This is a genomic window from Leptotrichia buccalis C-1013-b (assembly GCF_000023905.1).
Classification (GTDB): Bacteria; Fusobacteriota; Fusobacteriia; order Fusobacteriales; family Leptotrichiaceae; genus Leptotrichia; species Leptotrichia buccalis.
Genome location: NC_013192.1, coordinates 1,764,566 through 1,779,375 on the forward strand (window position 1 = coordinate 1,764,566; position 14,810 = coordinate 1,779,375).

Below are 14,810 nucleotides of genomic sequence, written 5' to 3' on the forward strand. Positions count from 1 at the left end.
AATAAACAATGACACTAACTTTTGAATTTATTTTTTCAATTTTACTATATTTTCAGATTATACAGTTTATAATTTCCTAAAATCTGTAAATAATTTGATTTTTCCCTTATTTTTTCAAGTGCCATCTGCACTTTTTCGTCAGCCATATTTCCTTCAAAGTCAATGTAAAAATAATATTCCCAAGGCTTATTCACTCGTGGACGTGATTTCAAGTTCACCATATTCAGCCCGTATTCGTAAAAAATCTGCAACAGCTCTATTAAAGCTCCAGATTCATTATTTGCACTTGTTATAATGCTAATTTTATCACTTCCATCAATTACAATATTCTCATTTGAAATAACAAAAAATCTCGTATAATTTTCTTCTTCATTATTAATATTTTTTTTGAGCACTTCCAAATCATAGACTTCTTTTGTTTTCATATTCGCAATGCAGGCATTTTTATTTTCACCTTTTGTCGCAATATATTTTCCACCGATTGCAGTATTTGTCATACGGTTTAATTGCCATTCATATTTTGACAAAAATTCAGAGCATTGCATAAATGCCTGTTCGTGTGAATAAACATTTTTTATATCTTCAATTTTACTTCCTTTTAATCCAAGAAGATTATGCGAGATTTTGTGCCTAACTTCTCCTATAATATGAATACTTTTGGTATTAATTAAATCAATGCTGTCCCGCACTTCTCCCACAATAGAATTTTCTATCGGCAATATTGCAATATCAATCTGATTAGTATGCACGGCTTCCACCAAATCTTTATGCGAATTAAAATGAAAAATATTTTTATTTTGATCAATATTCTGAACATTTGAATTTTTATTATTTTTAAGCAAGTTCATAAGCACTTCATAAGCATAGGAACCTGGTACCCCAGTATATCCCAGCCTTCTATTTTCTAGCTCCAAATCATTCACATATTTAGTTGAAACTCCTATTTTAAATTTCTGATACTCCTTGCTCGAATCCATAATATCCTTTAAAATTAACTCAATATAATGGTTCAGTTCCTTATTTTTTACTCTTTCCAGATTTTTTCTAATAACTTCCTTTTCCCGCTCCTCATCAAAAATCTTTTTCCCAGTCTGCTTCTTAAACTGTGCCACTTCCTGCACAATATGCAGTCTTTCTTCAAGCAGTTCTACCAGCTGGCTATCCAGTTTGTCTATTTTTTCCCGAATTTTTCCTAAATCCAAATTTTTATTTATATCCATTTATCATACCTTTTTCTCATTTGTTTATCAAAACTATTATAGCATAACTTTTTTAATTTTTCTTTAAATAATATCAGAAAGTGAACTACTCCCGTTTTTAGAAGCGGGAGATTCTTGGGAAGTATCTGCGTATGACTAGCCAAATATATTTACCAAGCTCTTCGGGTAGTTCCTACCCTGCTTTCTTTTATTTTCCTAATATTCCATCATTTCTTTTCCAATGTTTTTTATATTCAATGCCGCATTGTAATCTCTATCAATTTCAATTCCACAGCACTCACATTTATAACTTCTTTCTGATAATTTCAGTTCCTCTTTAACGTTTCCACATTTACTACAAGTTTTCGATGACGGAAACCACTTATCTATTTTCAAAAATTGTTTCCCTGAAAACATCAGTTTATACTCAAGCATTCTCAAAAACGTTCCCCACCCATTATCTCCTACACTTTTCCCAAAATTTAATGCCTGGCTCATCCCTTTCATATTCAAATCCTCAATAGCCACAGTATTATACGCTTCAGACAATTTTTTCGATAATTTATGTAAAAAATCTCTTCGACAATTTTTGATATATTCATGCAATTTTGATATTTTCGCTTTTTGCTTATACCAATTTTTAGAAAATTTTACTTTCCTTGATAATGATTTTTGTAATTTTTTCAATTTTTTCTCCAACATCTTAAAATATTTTGGATAATCAGCCCTTTGGTTTTCAGAACTGACAAATAATTCAGACATTGAAAAATCAAGTCCAATTACTTTATCATTACTTGGCATTTTTTGAATTTCTTTTTCAAATTCCGTCAAGACAGAAACATAATAATTTCCATTACTGTTTGTCAATGTTACTGACTTTATCTTGTAATCCTTCGGTATTTCTCTATGATATTTTAATTTAATTTTTTTCAATTTTGGCAAAACCAAATATTTGTTTTCCTCAATTCGTATTGAATTATTCACACAATTTGTCGTATAACTTTTAACACTAGTCTTTTTAGATTTGAACTTTGGAAACTTCGCTCTCTTCTGAAAGAAATTCGTAAACGATCGTCTTACATTCAATTGAGCATTTGAAAGTGCCAGACTGTCTACTTCTTTCAAAAATTGATTTCCACTTTTCAAACTGGCAGGTGTAATTATTTTATTTTTTCCAGTTTCTTCATAAATTTTATTCGCAGTGTACAAAATTGTATTGTAAACAAAACGAACACATCCAAAAGTCTTGTTTATCAATAGTTCCTGATCTTTATTTGGATAAATTCTGTATTTGAATGCTAAATTATATTTCATAAAATTACACCTCCTTTTGATTTTGAATATTATTTTTAATTATTTCTCTTCGATATTTTATACAAAAATTGTATCATAGACGTATCCTTTTTTCAATTTTTTTACAAAAAAAGCAATTCATCTCCCACTTATAGAAAGCCTACGACTTCTTGCTATCTTTTTGTTAAAATTATACTAGAATCAGCAAGAAAAAGCAAGGAATCTTCCGTTAAAAATTTATAAAGATACTTTAGAATTTACTGTGTGTCAAATGGTTTTACTATACTGATTTTTTATGATATAATCTTTGTAGAAAAATAAATTTAATCGCTTAAACTTATATTGAATAAAAAAAATGAAAGAGAAAAAAATGCAAAAAAATAAAATAATAACTAACCAAACTTGCGGAAAGCTCTATATCGCTGGAGAATATTCAATTCTAACAGCTGGACAAAGTGCAATCATAAAAAACATAAGCATTTTTATGACTTCAAAAATAAATTTTGCTGATAAATACACAATTTTTTCAGATATGTTTGATTATGCTATAACTCTTGAACAAACGGCTTTCGATAAAAAAACTTCACAAAATTTTGATAAAAATTATTCACTCATCTGTGAAACAATAACTGTTATAAATGAATATTTAAAATTCCAAAACTTGGAAATCAAGCCTTTTAATCTGGAAATTAATGGAAAAATGGAAATAGATAACAAAAAACTAGGAATTGGCTCAAGCGGAAGTGTTGTCGTTTTAACAATAAAATCCGTTTTAAGTCTATACAATCTGCAAGTTTCAAAGGAAATACTTTTCAAGCTGTCTTCCTATGTGCTGCTAAAACGTGGAGATAACGGCTCTATGGGCGATATAGCATGTATTTCCTATGAAAACTTAATTTTTTATAGATCTTTTGATAGAAAAAAAATTAGTGATTTAATAAAAATCGAAACTCTGGAAAATGTTCTAAAAACTAACTGGAATTACGAAATTTCCGAACTTCAGTTTAACAAAAACAATTTAAATTGTAATTTTTTAGTCGGCTGGACAAAGGAACCTGCTATTTCTAGTAATTTAATAAACATTGTAAAAAGTTCCATTGATGAAAACTTTTTGAAAAATGTAGAAAATATTGTACAAGATTTGAAAATTGCCATAAAAAATGGAGATAAGCCAATGATAAAAAAATGCATTAATGAAAATGGGAAATTACTTCAAAACTTAAATGAAAATATTTATAGCAAAAAATTAGTAAAATTAGTAAACTCTGCTCAAAAACTGGATATTTGTGCCAAAAGTAGCGGTGCTGGCGGCGGAGATTGTGGAATTGCCCTTTCCTTTAATAAAAATGATACAAAAACTATTATCGACAGATGGGAAAAATTCGGAATTGAATTGCTGTATGCTGAAAAATTATAAAAAATAGGAGAAATATGAAAAATAGAAAAGATGATCATATCAAGTATGCATTGGAACACGAAAGTGAATATAATAGCTTTGACGATGTTGAACTTATTCACAGTTCCATTCCAAAATATAATCTGGATGAAATTGATTTATCAACTCATTTTGCAAGCCATGATTTTGAATTTCCATTTTTTATTAATGCAATTACAGGCGGAAGTGAAAATGCGAAAAAGATTAATCAAAAATTGGCAAAAGTTGCAAATGAATGTAATTTGCTGTTTGTAACAGGCTCATATAGTGCCGCTCTAAAAAATTCTAATGATGATTCATTTAAGATTGTAAAAAAGGAAAATCCAGATTTACAGCTTGCTACAAATATTGGAATTGATAAAAATTATACAGCTGGAATTGCCGCTATAAAGGCTCTAAATCCATTATTTTTACAAGTTCACGTAAATCTAATGCAGGAATTAATTATGCCAGAAGGCAGCCGAAACTTTAACGAATGGGAAAATAATTTAAAAGAATTTGTCGAAAATATAAATATTCCAATTATTTTAAAAGAAGTTGGATTTGGTATGACCGAAGATACCATAAAACAGGGAATTAAACTGGGAATAAAAACTTTTGATATAAGCGGACGTGGTGGTACAAGTTTTGCCTTTATTGAAAATATGCGACGTGAAAATAGCCTTGATTATCTAAATAACTGGGGACAAACAACTGTTTCCTGCCTTTTAAACTTAAAAAATTATACTGACAAAGTGGAAATTATCGCAAGTGGCGGTGTAAAAAATCCGCTTGATATGATAAAATGCTTAGTCTTGGGTGCAAAAGCCGTTGGAATTTCCAGAACGATTTTAGAATTGGTTGTAAAATATGATGTTGAAAAAGTAATCAAAATTGTGGAAAGCTGGAAAAATGAATGCAAAATGATAATGTGTGCCTTGAATGCAAAAAACATTCAAGAATTACGAAATGTAAAATATGTTTTGTACGGAAAAACATTAGAATTTTCTATGCAAAAAATTTAACGAATCTATTTAATATCTTATTTAAAATATTTAAGTTCTTAAATAAATATAATTAAGGAAAGAGAGTTAATTAATGGAAAAAAGTATTGCAAAAAAAAATATTATAGTTTATGACTTTGACAGGACAATTTACGGTGGAGAAACTGGTATTAATTTTTCCACATTTTATTTAAAAAAATATCCGTTAAAATCTATTTTATTTTTAATAAAATATTCAAAGGATTTGCTTTTTTATTTACTGAAAATAATAAATTTGACTACTTTAAAGGAAAGATACTTTGAATTTTTGGAAACTCATTCAAAAGAAGAAATTGAAAAATTAGTTGCAGATTTTTGGGAAACTAAAAAGAATAAAATTTATTCGTGGACAAAGGACGAACTGAAAAAAAACAAGAAAGAATGCGAAATGGTTATCGTGTCTTCTGCGAGCCCACTATTTCTAATAGAAAAATTTTTATTGTCACTTGGCTATGATAAAGTTTTTGGAACAAATTTTGTAAACGATAACAAGGAAACTTTCATTGCTAAAATTGATGGAGAAAATAATAAAGGCGATGAAAAAGTAAAGAAATTGAACGAATGGGCAAAACAAAATGATTTTGAGTACGAGATTACAGAATTTTATTCTGATAGCTTGGCAGACAAGCCACTTTATGATATTTCCAAAAAAACATACTGGATTAAGAATGGAGTTAAACTTGATGGAATGCCACCTAGAAAGACTTTATTTGACAAACTGTTTTGGAAATAGTCATTGTTTAAATAACGAATTTATTTTTTTTATCCATTACTAAAAAAGTTTATAATAAGTTCGTTATTTAAATGGGGTTTAGTATAAAATTATAATTTATTATTCACCAAAAAAAGGACTTGAAGTCCTTTTTTATCTGTAAACATCTCCTCTGCTGTCTATTTTCATAACTTTTAAAATTTTAATTTCCTTTGCTACTGTAAAAATAGCTCTATATTGCCCTATTCTAAGTCTGTATACGTTTTTGTATCCTTGCATAACCACAATATCAAAAGACGAAGCTCTTAAATTAGAATTTTTAGATAGCTCTGTAAAAGCTTCAAAAAATTTTAAGCCTATAACTTTATTCTTTTTTATGAATTTTTTAACCTCTGAGGTATAAAGAACTTTATAAGATGTCTGCAAGGCTTAACTCCTCTCCTTTTTCTTCCAAATCAAGAGTTTTCAAAATTTCAGCAAGCTCAGTTTCCTCTTCATCTGAAGCAAAAGGATAATTAGCACGTAAAAAATCAGATAAATCCAATTTTTCCTGTTCCTCAACATATTTCAATGCTGCTTTTCTAACTAATTCTGAAAAACTAATGCCAACTTTTTTAGCAAAACTGCTTAGAATATAAAAGTCGTCTGAATTTATTGAGATGTTTTTTCTTAAATTGTTACTTTTATTTAATACTCCATTACTCATAATAATACCCCTAAAAAATAATATTTTTTACTTTTTATTTGTTGTGTATAGTGTATCATATACACAATGAAAAAACAATATTTTTTCTTTAACAAAATAAATTTTTTAGTTTTAATAAACCGACAGAGCTTTTATTTCTTTTATAAATTTTTTCTAAAAATTAAACTGTCAACAATTCTTTTTCTTTCTTATTCAAAGCCTCATCAACTTGTGCGATAAATTTATCTGTTGATTTTTGTACTTTTTCTTCACTTGATTTCAATTCATCTTCTGTAATTTCGCTATTTTTTTCAAGTTTTCTTAATTTGTTGTTTACTTCTTTTCTTACGTTTCTAATTGCAACTTTTCCTTCTTCAGCTTCTTTTTTTACCATTTTTACATATTCTTTTCTACGGTCTTCTGTAAGTTCTGGTACTACAAGTCTGATAATTTTTCCATCATTTGACGGATTAAATCCTAAGTTTGCCTGTAAAATAGTTTTTTCAATTGCTGGAATTAATGATTTGTCCCAAGGATCAATTACTAATAATCTAGCTTCTGGAGCTGAAACTGTTCCAACTTGGTTAAGCGGAGTTGGTGAACCATAGGCTTCTACAGTTACTCCATCAAGCATAGAAACGCTCGCACGACCAGCTCTTACATGAGAAAATTTTGTTTTTGTATTTTCTACAGATTTTTGCATTTTTTCTTCAACTTCTTTTAAAATTGCGTCTAACATTCTTACCACCTTTTTATTTTTTTATTAAAATATTTTATAACAAATTTCAAACTTTTTCAATTATTTTTTTTTACAGTTGTTCCTATATTATCGCCTTGAGCCATTTTCAGTATATTTCCTTCTTCCAAAGCATTGAATACCACAATTGGCATTTCATTTTCCCTGCATAGTGAAAGTGCCGCCGTATCCATTACTCCCAGATTTTTTGAAATAGCTTCATCAAAAGTTACTGTGTCATATCTTACAGCATCATCAAATTTCATCGGATCCTTATCGTAAATTCCATCAACTTTTGTCCCTTTTGCAAGCACATCCGCCTGAATTTCCACAGCTCTCAATGCTCCTGAAGAATCAGTTGTAAAATATGGATTACTTGTCCCACCTGCAAAAATTACAACTCTTCCTTTTTCCAAGTGTCTTATCGCTTTACGTCTAATATAAAGCTCAGCAACTTGCGGCATTTGAAGCGCTGTCATAACACGTGTAGGTACTCCCAGATTTTCAATTGAATTTTGCAATGCAAGCCCATTCATGATTGTTGCAAGCATTCCCATAGTATCTCCAGTTACTCTGTCAAAACCTTTTTCCATTCCGCTTATCCCACGAAAAATATTTCCACCACCGATAACAATGGCTATTTCTACACCTTTTTCATGTACATCCTTTATCTGTTTTGCAAAACTTTCCAGCACTTCATTTGAAAAACCAAATTCCTTATTTCCAGCAAGTGCCTCTCCACTTAGTTTTAATAATATTCTTTTATATTTAAGCATTATAGGAGCCTCCATAATTTTTATAAATTAAACAAAATCTTTTAAACATACATTATCTAAAATTCATTATTTAAAAATTTGCGAAAAAATAAGGGGATAATTCCCCTTATAACTAATTCCCAGAAATTTGTGCAGCTACTTCAGCAGCAAAATCTACTTCTTCTCTTTCGATTCCTTCTCCAACTTTAAATCTGTCAAATGAATTTATTGTACTTGGGGCAATAAATTTTTCGATAGTTAAACTGTCATCTCTAACATATTTTTGTTGCACTAAGCAGTTTTCTTCGTAGAATTTTCTCATTTTTCCTTCTAATATTTTTTCAATTATATTAGCTGGTTTTCCTTCTGATTCCAATTGATGTCTTGCAATTTCTTTTTCTCTTTCCAAATCATCAGCTGTAACTTGTGATTTGTCTAAGTATTTTGGATCCATTGCCGCGATGTGCATTGCAACACCTTTTGCTTTTTCGATATTTTCAGGAGTAGCTTCTCCGTTAACATTTAATAATACACCAATTTTCCCGCCTAAATGAATATAAGTCTCGATGAATCCGTCAGTTGAAACAACTTTTAGTCTTCTTACATTCATATTTTCACCAATTTTAGCGATTAATTCTGTTAAGTGAGTTTCAACAGTTTTTCCTTCAAGTTCAAATGCTTTTAATTCATCTTCGCTTGTCAAATCGTGGTTTAAAGTCAATGCTACCAATTTTTCTCCAAAAGATTTGAATTCATCATTTTTAGCAACGAAGTCAGTTTCAGAGTTAAATTCCAAGATAGCACCTTTTTTTCTATCTTCAGATATTGCTGCAAATACCAATCCTTCTGCTGCAACTCTTCCAGATTTTTTAGCTGCCTTAGCAATCCCTTTTTCTCTTAACCAGTCAATCGCTTTTTCAATGTCCCCGTCATTTTCCTGTAAAGCTTTTTTACAGTCAAGCATTCCTGCTCCTGTTCTTTCTCTTAATTCTTTAATAAGTGCTGTTGTAATTGCCACTTTATTTCCCTCCTATATTTTTAATTTTTTTATTTATTTAATTCTCCATCTAACATCATTAATAACTGTTCTATATGTTTACTGAAAGAACCCTCTCTTTTAGCTCCATCCAATGCCTTTTTTGCCCAGCTTTCTGCTTCTTTAAACTTCTTAGTTTCAAAATATCCCATTGCTAAAAACCATTGTGCTTGTGTATTTCCTTTTTTCGCAAGTGGTAAAAGAAATTTCTCTGCTTCCGCATATTTTTTTTGTTCCAAATACGTTCCAGATAGCATTTGTATAGCAAAGTAATCTTCTTTATCAAATTCTAAAAATTCTTTTGCATATTTTTCAGCTTGTCTAGGATGTCCAGAATCATAATAAAAAGCTGCTAGTCTAAATATCGCATAAGCATTACCAGTCAATGCTTCGGTTTTACTTATTCTAAGTTCCTTAAGCCCTCTTTCTGAATAACTTCCTTTTGATAATTCTTCAAAATATTTATCAGCCTGTTTCCTTTTGGCTCCTTTTTTTTCATTTGCATATAAAAGAACAAAAGAATATTTACCAGTATCATCATCACCTAATTCAATAGCTTTTGAAAAATATTTGTCAGCTTCCTTTGTATTATTCTCTAAAACGTATAATGATCCCATAACTTCGTATGCATAAGCGTCATCTGGATATTTTTCAATGTATTTTTTCATTAGTGTAATTAAACCTTTATTATCATTTTTTTCTTGCATAGCTCGAAAATTTTTTCTAAAATCATCTTTTTCTTTTGCATAAGTATTCATAAATTTTTCATAATCTGGTACATAACTAACTTCATCCAGCATTAAAAACTTATCTTCCCTATCAGTGCTTAATTTACTTTCGGTATTTACATTTGCGCCTAGAACACTTAAACTTGCTACTAAAAATAGTCCAACTAAAAATTTTTTCATAGTTTTCATCATTCCTTTTATTTTAGTTTTGCTTAATGATTAACTTATTATTCACAAAAATTATTTTGAAACATTTTTTAGCATATTTAAAATTTCTGGATTTTCGTTATCAAATTCTAAAAAGTCCTTCGCATATTTTTCTGCCATCTTATAATTTTTAGCACCATAATAACGGACTGCTAATCGGTATATTGAATAAGCATTACCAATTAATGCCATTTGTTTGTGCTCTCTAAGTTCTTTAAGTTTCTCGTGCGTAAAACCAACATCTGATAGTTGCTTTACATATTTGTCTACTATGCTCTTTTTTTCAGTTTTCTCTTTAGCAGTTAAATTTAATGATTTTAGAGAATCTTCATCACTGTATAATAAAACCAGTGAATACGCTCCTGTGTCATTATCTCCTAATTCAATTGCTTTTAAATAATACTTCTCTGCCTCTTTTTGATTACCTAATATAGCATAATCAGTTCCTATCTCTTCATAAGCGTAAGCATCATTTGGATATTTTTTGACATATTCTTTTAGTAATGCAATTAGATTTTTCTTATCACTCTTTTCAGATAAAGCCATATATTTATTTTTAAATTCAGTCTTTTCTTTTGAATACATATTCATAAGACTTCCGTCTACTGCAAAATACTGGTTATTTACATTTGCCGTATAATTTGAAGTGTTCGCAGTTTTTTTCTGGCTCTTTGCACCTAGAACACTTAAACTTGCTACCAAAAATAATCCAATTAAAACTTTTTTCATAATCTTCACCATTCCCTTTATTTTTTATTTAATACTTTTAATTTTGAATTTATTCGATTCAGCAATTCTTTCGCTGCTTCAATATCATCTGGCTGTTTTCTTTCAGGTTTTTCCAGCGTCTTTTTAGCCCATTTTTCTGCTTCCTTAAGATTTCCAGCGTGATAATATCCAAGCGCTAAAAGATATTGTGCCTGCATCATCCCTTTTTGAGCAAGTGGCAAAAATAATTTTTCTGATTCTGCATATTTTTTTTGAGCAATGTATGCGTTGCTTAAAAACATTAAATTATCTAAATTTTCCTTATCAAATTCCAAAAATTCCGTAGCATATTTTTCTGATATTTTATAATTTTCATAATTATCATAATAAGCCGCTAATCCAAATATTGGTTCAGCATACCCTATTAACGCACCATTTTTAACATTTCTAAGATTTTCAAGATTATAGTGGGAATTAATTCCTTCATTCTCTAGTTCTTTGAAATATTTCTCAGCAAGTTTTGTTTTTTCCTTATCGTTATCCTTTTCGCCTTTATCAGCATACAAAAGAGCTAAAGAATACTTCGCTGTGTCATCATCCCCCAGCTTTATAGCCTTTAAAAAATTTGTTTCCGCTTCCTTAAAATTATCCGACATATACGCTGTACCTAGAACTTCGTAAGCATAAGCATCATCTGGATATTTTTCAATATATTTTTTTAATAGAGCAATTAAATTCTTTTTATTATTATTATTATTATTTTCCCATTTATCCTTAAATTCTTTCTTTTCTTTTGAGAATAAATTTTCATACTTAGAATCCAATTCATAATGATACCGTACATAATCTATATCACGCTGCATTGGGACTTTTCCTTTATTCACACCCAAGACACTTAAACTTGTCACTAAAAATAAACCAATTAAAACTTTTTTCATAATTTCTCATCCTTTCCTTTTTTTATTTTTTGACCAATAAGAAATATGAGTTTATTCTTTTGCTTTTTAATTACTATTTTTACAAGAACAGGGGAATGGCTTTATTCCCCTATTGTTTTTATTTGATTTTTTGGATTATATTTTAGATTATGCTTCTGTAGTTTCTTCGATAACCTCTTCTACTACTTCCTCAACAATTTCTTCGTTTGCAGGAACTTCTACTTCTGCTCCTTCAACAACGTTTTCAATTCCACCGTTTCCTTCGATTGCTGCATTTGCGATAACTTGTGCAAATAATTTTACTGATCTTATAGCGTCATCGTTTGCTGGAATTTTATAAGTTACTAAGTCAGGATCTACGTTTGTATCGATTAATGCGATTACAGGAATTCCTAATTTTTTAGCTTCTTCTAATGCTAAGAATTCTTTTTTGATATCAACTACGAATAATGCAGCTGGTAAAGTATTCATTTCTTTAATTCCACCAAGGTTTTTAGAAAGTTTTGCCATTTCTTTTCTTAATAATCCAGCTTCTTTTTTAGTGTATGCTTCGTCTAAAGTTCCGTCAGCATCCATTTCTTCTAAGTCTTTTAATCTTTTTACTCTTGTTTTAATTGTGTTCAAGTTAGTCAAAAGTCCACCTAACCATCTGTTGTTTACATAAAATCCTCCAGCTCTTTCTGCTTCTTCTTTAATAGCTTCTTGAGCTTGTTTTTTAGTTCCTACGAATAATACTTTTCCACCTTCTTCAGAAATTTGTCTTACAAATTCGTAAGCTGTTTCAGTTGCTCCTAAAGTTTGGTGTAAATCCAAAATGTGGATTCCGTTTCTTTCTGTAAAAATATAAGGTTTCATTTTAGGGTTCCATCTTTTTGCCTGATGTCCAAAATGTGCTCCTACTTCTAATAATTGTTTCATTGTAATTACTGCCATTACGTTTTTCCTCCTAAATTTTTTGGTTTTTCTCCCACTTTTCTTTAAAAGACAGATTGTAATTTTCACTTTTTATTTTAATCAATTTTTTTAATTTTGGTAAATAAAAAAATTTTCAAAAATAAACTATAAAAAAATTGCAACACCCTATCTTCAAATAATACAAAGTGTGATTAATCGTTGTATTTTAACATTTTTTTATAACTTTTGTCAATACTTTAAAAATTTTCTATAATTTTTAACTGGTCCTCAGTTAAAGCCGAACGCATTTTTTCGTTTCTCTCTTCTTTTAACTCATTATACTTAGCGATAAAATTAGCTTCCGACAATTTCTGATTTTTAATTTTATCAACAGAACGTTTAAAATCACGTTCATATTTTAAAACTTTTGATTTTTGTTCATTTGTTAAGTTCATATTGTCAATAAAATTTTTAACTTTTTCATTTTTGCTCTCAAATAATTCTTTTTGTGAATTTATATACGAATTATAAGCACTTAGCTGTTCATTCGATAAAACTTTTGCAATAGCTCTGTATCTTTCCTCTTCAATTTTACCAACTTTAGCTTTTTTTTGTTCAAATTGTATTAATTCTTTTTCAATTCCTTCGGCTTTTTTTTGATAATTATCAAATATTTTTGATAACTTTTTTTGTTGATTTTTATCGGCATTTACAATCTTAAAAATATCATTTTTAGAAATTTTTACAGTATAAACTTTTTGATAATAATCTTCATAGGAATGTAATAAAACATTTATCCCAAATACCAATATAGACAAAAGTGCTATTTTTTTTACTTTTTTCATTCTCATCCTCTCGATAATTCAATTATTTTAATTGTTTGAATTGTTATAATTTGGTGCTTCTTTTGTAATTATAACATCATGCGGATGGCTTTCTTTTAATCCAGCTCCTGTTATTTTTACAAATTTCCCATTTTCTTTTAATTCTTTAATTGTTGGCGTTCCGCAGTATCCCATTCCAGAACGAAGTCCACCGCAAATTTGATAAACTGTGTCTTTTAATGCACCTTTATGTGGAACCATCGATTCAATTCCTTCTGGAACTAATTTTTCAGTTGCTGCTTCAAGCTGAAAATATCTGTCGCTGCTTCCTCTTTTCATTGCCGCAAGCGAACCCATTCCCGCATAAGTTTTAAATTTTCTTCCATTATAAAGAATTTCTTCTCCCGGTGCTTCGTCAGTTCCCGCAAGCATTCCTCCAAGCATAACACAGTCTGCTCCAGCCGCGATAGCTTTTACAACATCTCCAGACAGTTTTATTCCACCATCGGCAATAAGTCCAATTCCTTTATCTTTACAAACTTCGGCAATATTCATTACAGCTGAAATTTGTGGAACTCCAACTCCTGATACAACCCTCGTCGTACAGATTGAACCAGGTCCGACTCCAACTTTTACAGCATTTACTCCTGCTTCTATCAAGTCTGTTGCTGCTTCTGGAGTTACGATATTTCCTCCAATAATGTCTAAATCAGGGAAAGCTGCCCTAATTTCCTTTATTTTATTAATAACTCCAATTGAATGTCCATGAGCCGAATCAACAGCAATAATATCAACCCCAGCCTCTACTAAAGCTGCAACTCTTCTCACTGTATCAGTTCCGACTCCAACTCCTGCTCCAACTCTAAGTCTACCTTGCTCATCTTTTGCAGCATTCGGATAATTTATAACATTGTCAATATCTTTAATTGTAATTAAACCTTTTAATTTAGTACCTTCAACAATTGGCAATTTTTCAATTCTATTTTCCAAAAGAATAGATTTTGCACCTTCTAAAGTAGTTCCAACTGGTGCTGTCACCAAGTTGTCCTTTGTCATAATATCTACAACTTTTGATGATAAATCTTCCCTGTATTTTAAATCACGGTTAGTAATTATTCCCTTTAAATTTCCTTCATCATCAACCACAGGAAGTCCCGAAACTTTATAAGTTTTCATTAAGTCATTTGCATCTTTTAAAATAGCGTCTTCCTTCAATGTAATCGGATTTGTAATCATACCGCTCTCATATCTTTTTACCTTCGATACTTCTTCAGCTTGTCTTTCAATAGTCATATTTTTGTGAATAAATCCAATTCCACCTTCTCTTGCAAGTGCAATTGCAAGTTTTGATTCTGTAACAGTATCCATTGCAGCACTTAATATCGGTATGTTTAACACTAATTTTTTAGTTAAATTAGTTTTTAGCGATACTTCATGCGGTACTACACTCGACGCTTGCGGAATTAATAATACATCATCAAAAGTTAATCCTTCAGAAATTACAATTTTATCTTTTTGGCTCATTTTAAATATCCTCCTTGTTTTATTTTTAGGTTCTAAATTTTTAAATTCAATAAGAGAAAATTTTTAAAAAATTTAAAAAATAGACTCTTCTGTATTGCCTTCTGCTTTATTTTT

General features: G+C 29.7%; 16 protein-coding genes. 3 read left to right on the forward strand and 13 right to left on the reverse strand.

Annotated elements, in window-relative coordinates; translation table 11 throughout:
• Positions 1 to 44 precede the first annotated feature (44 nt).
• A complete protein-coding gene (locus LEBU_RS08250) occupies positions 45 to 1,220 on the reverse strand; it encodes a chorismate mutase (RefSeq protein WP_015769883.1) in 1,176 nt (391 codons plus the stop codon).
• A 195-nt stretch (positions 1,221 to 1,415) separates the two neighbouring features.
• Positions 1,416 to 2,513, reverse strand: coding sequence for an RNA-guided endonuclease TnpB family protein (locus LEBU_RS08255; protein ID WP_015769884.1), 1,098 nt, complete (start codon positions 2,511 to 2,513; stop codon positions 1,416 to 1,418).
• Positions 2,514 to 2,862: 349 nt separating this feature from the next.
• Here LEBU_RS08255 and LEBU_RS08260 point away from each other — a divergent pair, with 349 nt between their 5' ends.
• The 3 genes from LEBU_RS08260 (at position 2,863) to LEBU_RS08270 (ending at position 5,682) form a co-directional block, all read left to right on the forward strand.
• Positions 2,863 to 3,909: a phosphomevalonate kinase gene (locus tag LEBU_RS08260; protein ID WP_015769885.1), complete on the forward strand. Its 1,047-nt coding sequence runs from the start codon at positions 2,863 to 2,865 to the stop codon at positions 3,907 to 3,909.
• Positions 3,910 to 3,923: 14 nt separating this feature from the next.
• Positions 3,924 to 4,931, forward strand: coding sequence for a type 2 isopentenyl-diphosphate Delta-isomerase (gene fni / locus LEBU_RS08265; protein ID WP_015769886.1), 1,008 nt, complete (start codon positions 3,924 to 3,926; stop codon positions 4,929 to 4,931).
• Positions 4,932 to 5,004: 73 nt separating this feature from the next.
• Positions 5,005 to 5,682 (forward strand): HAD family hydrolase, encoded by a 678-nt coding sequence (locus LEBU_RS08270; RefSeq protein ID WP_015769887.1) that lies wholly within the window; start codon positions 5,005 to 5,007, stop codon positions 5,680 to 5,682.
• 132 nt (positions 5,683 to 5,814) lie between these two features.
• Here the strand turns inward: LEBU_RS08270 and LEBU_RS08275 are convergent, their stop codons facing one another.
• The 11 genes from LEBU_RS08275 to guaB form a co-directional block, all read right to left on the reverse strand.
• Positions 5,815 to 6,087, reverse strand: a complete 273-nt coding sequence (locus tag LEBU_RS08275; RefSeq protein ID WP_015769888.1) for a type II toxin-antitoxin system RelE family toxin — start codon at positions 6,085 to 6,087, stop codon at positions 5,815 to 5,817.
• Positions 6,071 to 6,367 carry a hypothetical protein gene (locus LEBU_RS08280; protein WP_015769889.1) on the reverse strand — a complete coding sequence of 99 codons (297 nt, stop codon included), beginning with the start codon at positions 6,365 to 6,367 and terminating at the stop codon, positions 6,071 to 6,073. The genes LEBU_RS08275 and LEBU_RS08280 overlap by 17 nt, the downstream gene beginning before the upstream one ends.
• 160 nt (positions 6,368 to 6,527) lie before the next feature.
• The gene (gene frr / locus LEBU_RS08285) at positions 6,528 to 7,085 is read right to left on the reverse strand and encodes a ribosome recycling factor (protein ID WP_015769890.1); all 558 of its coding nucleotides are present in this window, start codon (positions 7,083 to 7,085) and stop codon (positions 6,528 to 6,530) included.
• Between the two features lie 56 nt (positions 7,086 to 7,141).
• Positions 7,142 to 7,873: a UMP kinase gene (pyrH, locus tag LEBU_RS08290; protein ID WP_041760638.1), complete on the reverse strand. Its 732-nt coding sequence runs from the start codon at positions 7,871 to 7,873 to the stop codon at positions 7,142 to 7,144.
• A gap of 97 nt (positions 7,874 to 7,970) precedes the next feature.
• Positions 7,971 to 8,855: a translation elongation factor Ts gene (tsf, locus tag LEBU_RS08295; protein ID WP_015769892.1), complete on the reverse strand. Its 885-nt coding sequence runs from the start codon at positions 8,853 to 8,855 to the stop codon at positions 7,971 to 7,973.
• Positions 8,856 to 8,884: 29 nt separating this feature from the next.
• Positions 8,885 to 9,781: a tetratricopeptide repeat protein gene (locus LEBU_RS08300; RefSeq protein ID WP_015769893.1), complete on the reverse strand. Its 897-nt coding sequence runs from the start codon at positions 9,779 to 9,781 to the stop codon at positions 8,885 to 8,887.
• 60 nt (positions 9,782 to 9,841) lie between these two features.
• Positions 9,842 to 10,537: a tetratricopeptide repeat protein gene (locus tag LEBU_RS08305; RefSeq protein WP_015769894.1), complete on the reverse strand. Its 696-nt coding sequence runs from the start codon at positions 10,535 to 10,537 to the stop codon at positions 9,842 to 9,844.
• A 17-nt stretch (positions 10,538 to 10,554) separates the two neighbouring features.
• A complete protein-coding gene (locus LEBU_RS08310) occupies positions 10,555 to 11,454 on the reverse strand; it encodes a tetratricopeptide repeat protein (RefSeq protein ID WP_015769895.1) in 900 nt (299 codons plus the stop codon).
• 147 nt (positions 11,455 to 11,601) lie between these two features.
• A complete protein-coding gene (gene rpsB, locus LEBU_RS08315) occupies positions 11,602 to 12,387 on the reverse strand; it encodes a 30S ribosomal protein S2 (RefSeq protein WP_015769896.1) in 786 nt (261 codons plus the stop codon).
• Positions 12,388 to 12,605: 218 nt separating this feature from the next.
• Positions 12,606 to 13,193, reverse strand: a complete 588-nt coding sequence (locus LEBU_RS08320; RefSeq protein WP_015769897.1) for a hypothetical protein — start codon at positions 13,191 to 13,193, stop codon at positions 12,606 to 12,608.
• A gap of 27 nt (positions 13,194 to 13,220) precedes the next feature.
• Positions 13,221 to 14,696, reverse strand: coding sequence for an IMP dehydrogenase (gene guaB / locus LEBU_RS08325; RefSeq protein ID WP_015769898.1), 1,476 nt, complete (start codon positions 14,694 to 14,696; stop codon positions 13,221 to 13,223).
• Positions 14,697 to 14,810 lie beyond the last annotated feature (114 nt).

Excerpts from the sequence above, each read along its gene's own strand:
- LEBU_RS08280 (WP_015769889.1), bottom strand. The coding sequence starts at position 6,367 with ATGAGTAATGGAGTATTAAATAAAAGTAACAATTTAAGAAAAAACATC.
- LEBU_RS08310 (WP_015769895.1), bottom strand. The coding sequence starts at position 11,454 with ATGAAAAAAGTTTTAATTGGTTTATTTTTAGTGACAAGTTTAAGTGTC.
- LEBU_RS08300 (WP_015769893.1), bottom strand. The coding sequence starts at position 9,781 with ATGAAAAAATTTTTAGTTGGACTATTTTTAGTAGCAAGTTTAAGTGTT.
- LEBU_RS08255 (WP_015769884.1), bottom strand. The coding sequence starts at position 2,513 with ATGAAATATAATTTAGCATTCAAATACAGAATTTATCCAAATAAAGAT.
- LEBU_RS08250 (WP_015769883.1), bottom strand. The coding sequence starts at position 1,220 with ATGGATATAAATAAAAATTTGGATTTAGGAAAAATTCGGGAAAAAATA.
- pyrH (WP_041760638.1), bottom strand. The coding sequence starts at position 7,873 with ATGGAGGCTCCTATAATGCTTAAATATAAAAGAATATTATTAAAACTA.
- fni (WP_015769886.1), top strand. The coding sequence starts at position 3,924 with ATGAAAAATAGAAAAGATGATCATATCAAGTATGCATTGGAACACGAA.
- LEBU_RS08260 (WP_015769885.1), top strand. The coding sequence starts at position 2,863 with ATGCAAAAAAATAAAATAATAACTAACCAAACTTGCGGAAAGCTCTAT.
- LEBU_RS08305 (WP_015769894.1), bottom strand. The coding sequence starts at position 10,537 with ATGAAAAAAGTTTTAATTGGATTATTTTTGGTAGCAAGTTTAAGTGTT.
- guaB (WP_015769898.1), bottom strand. The coding sequence starts at position 14,696 with ATGAGCCAAAAAGATAAAATTGTAATTTCTGAAGGATTAACTTTTGAT.
- frr (WP_015769890.1), bottom strand. The coding sequence starts at position 7,085 with ATGTTAGACGCAATTTTAAAAGAAGTTGAAGAAAAAATGCAAAAATCT.
- LEBU_RS08320 (WP_015769897.1), bottom strand. The coding sequence starts at position 13,193 with ATGAAAAAAGTAAAAAAAATAGCACTTTTGTCTATATTGGTATTTGGG.
- rpsB (WP_015769896.1), bottom strand. The coding sequence starts at position 12,387 with ATGGCAGTAATTACAATGAAACAATTATTAGAAGTAGGAGCACATTTT.
- LEBU_RS08270 (WP_015769887.1), top strand. The coding sequence starts at position 5,005 with ATGGAAAAAAGTATTGCAAAAAAAAATATTATAGTTTATGACTTTGAC.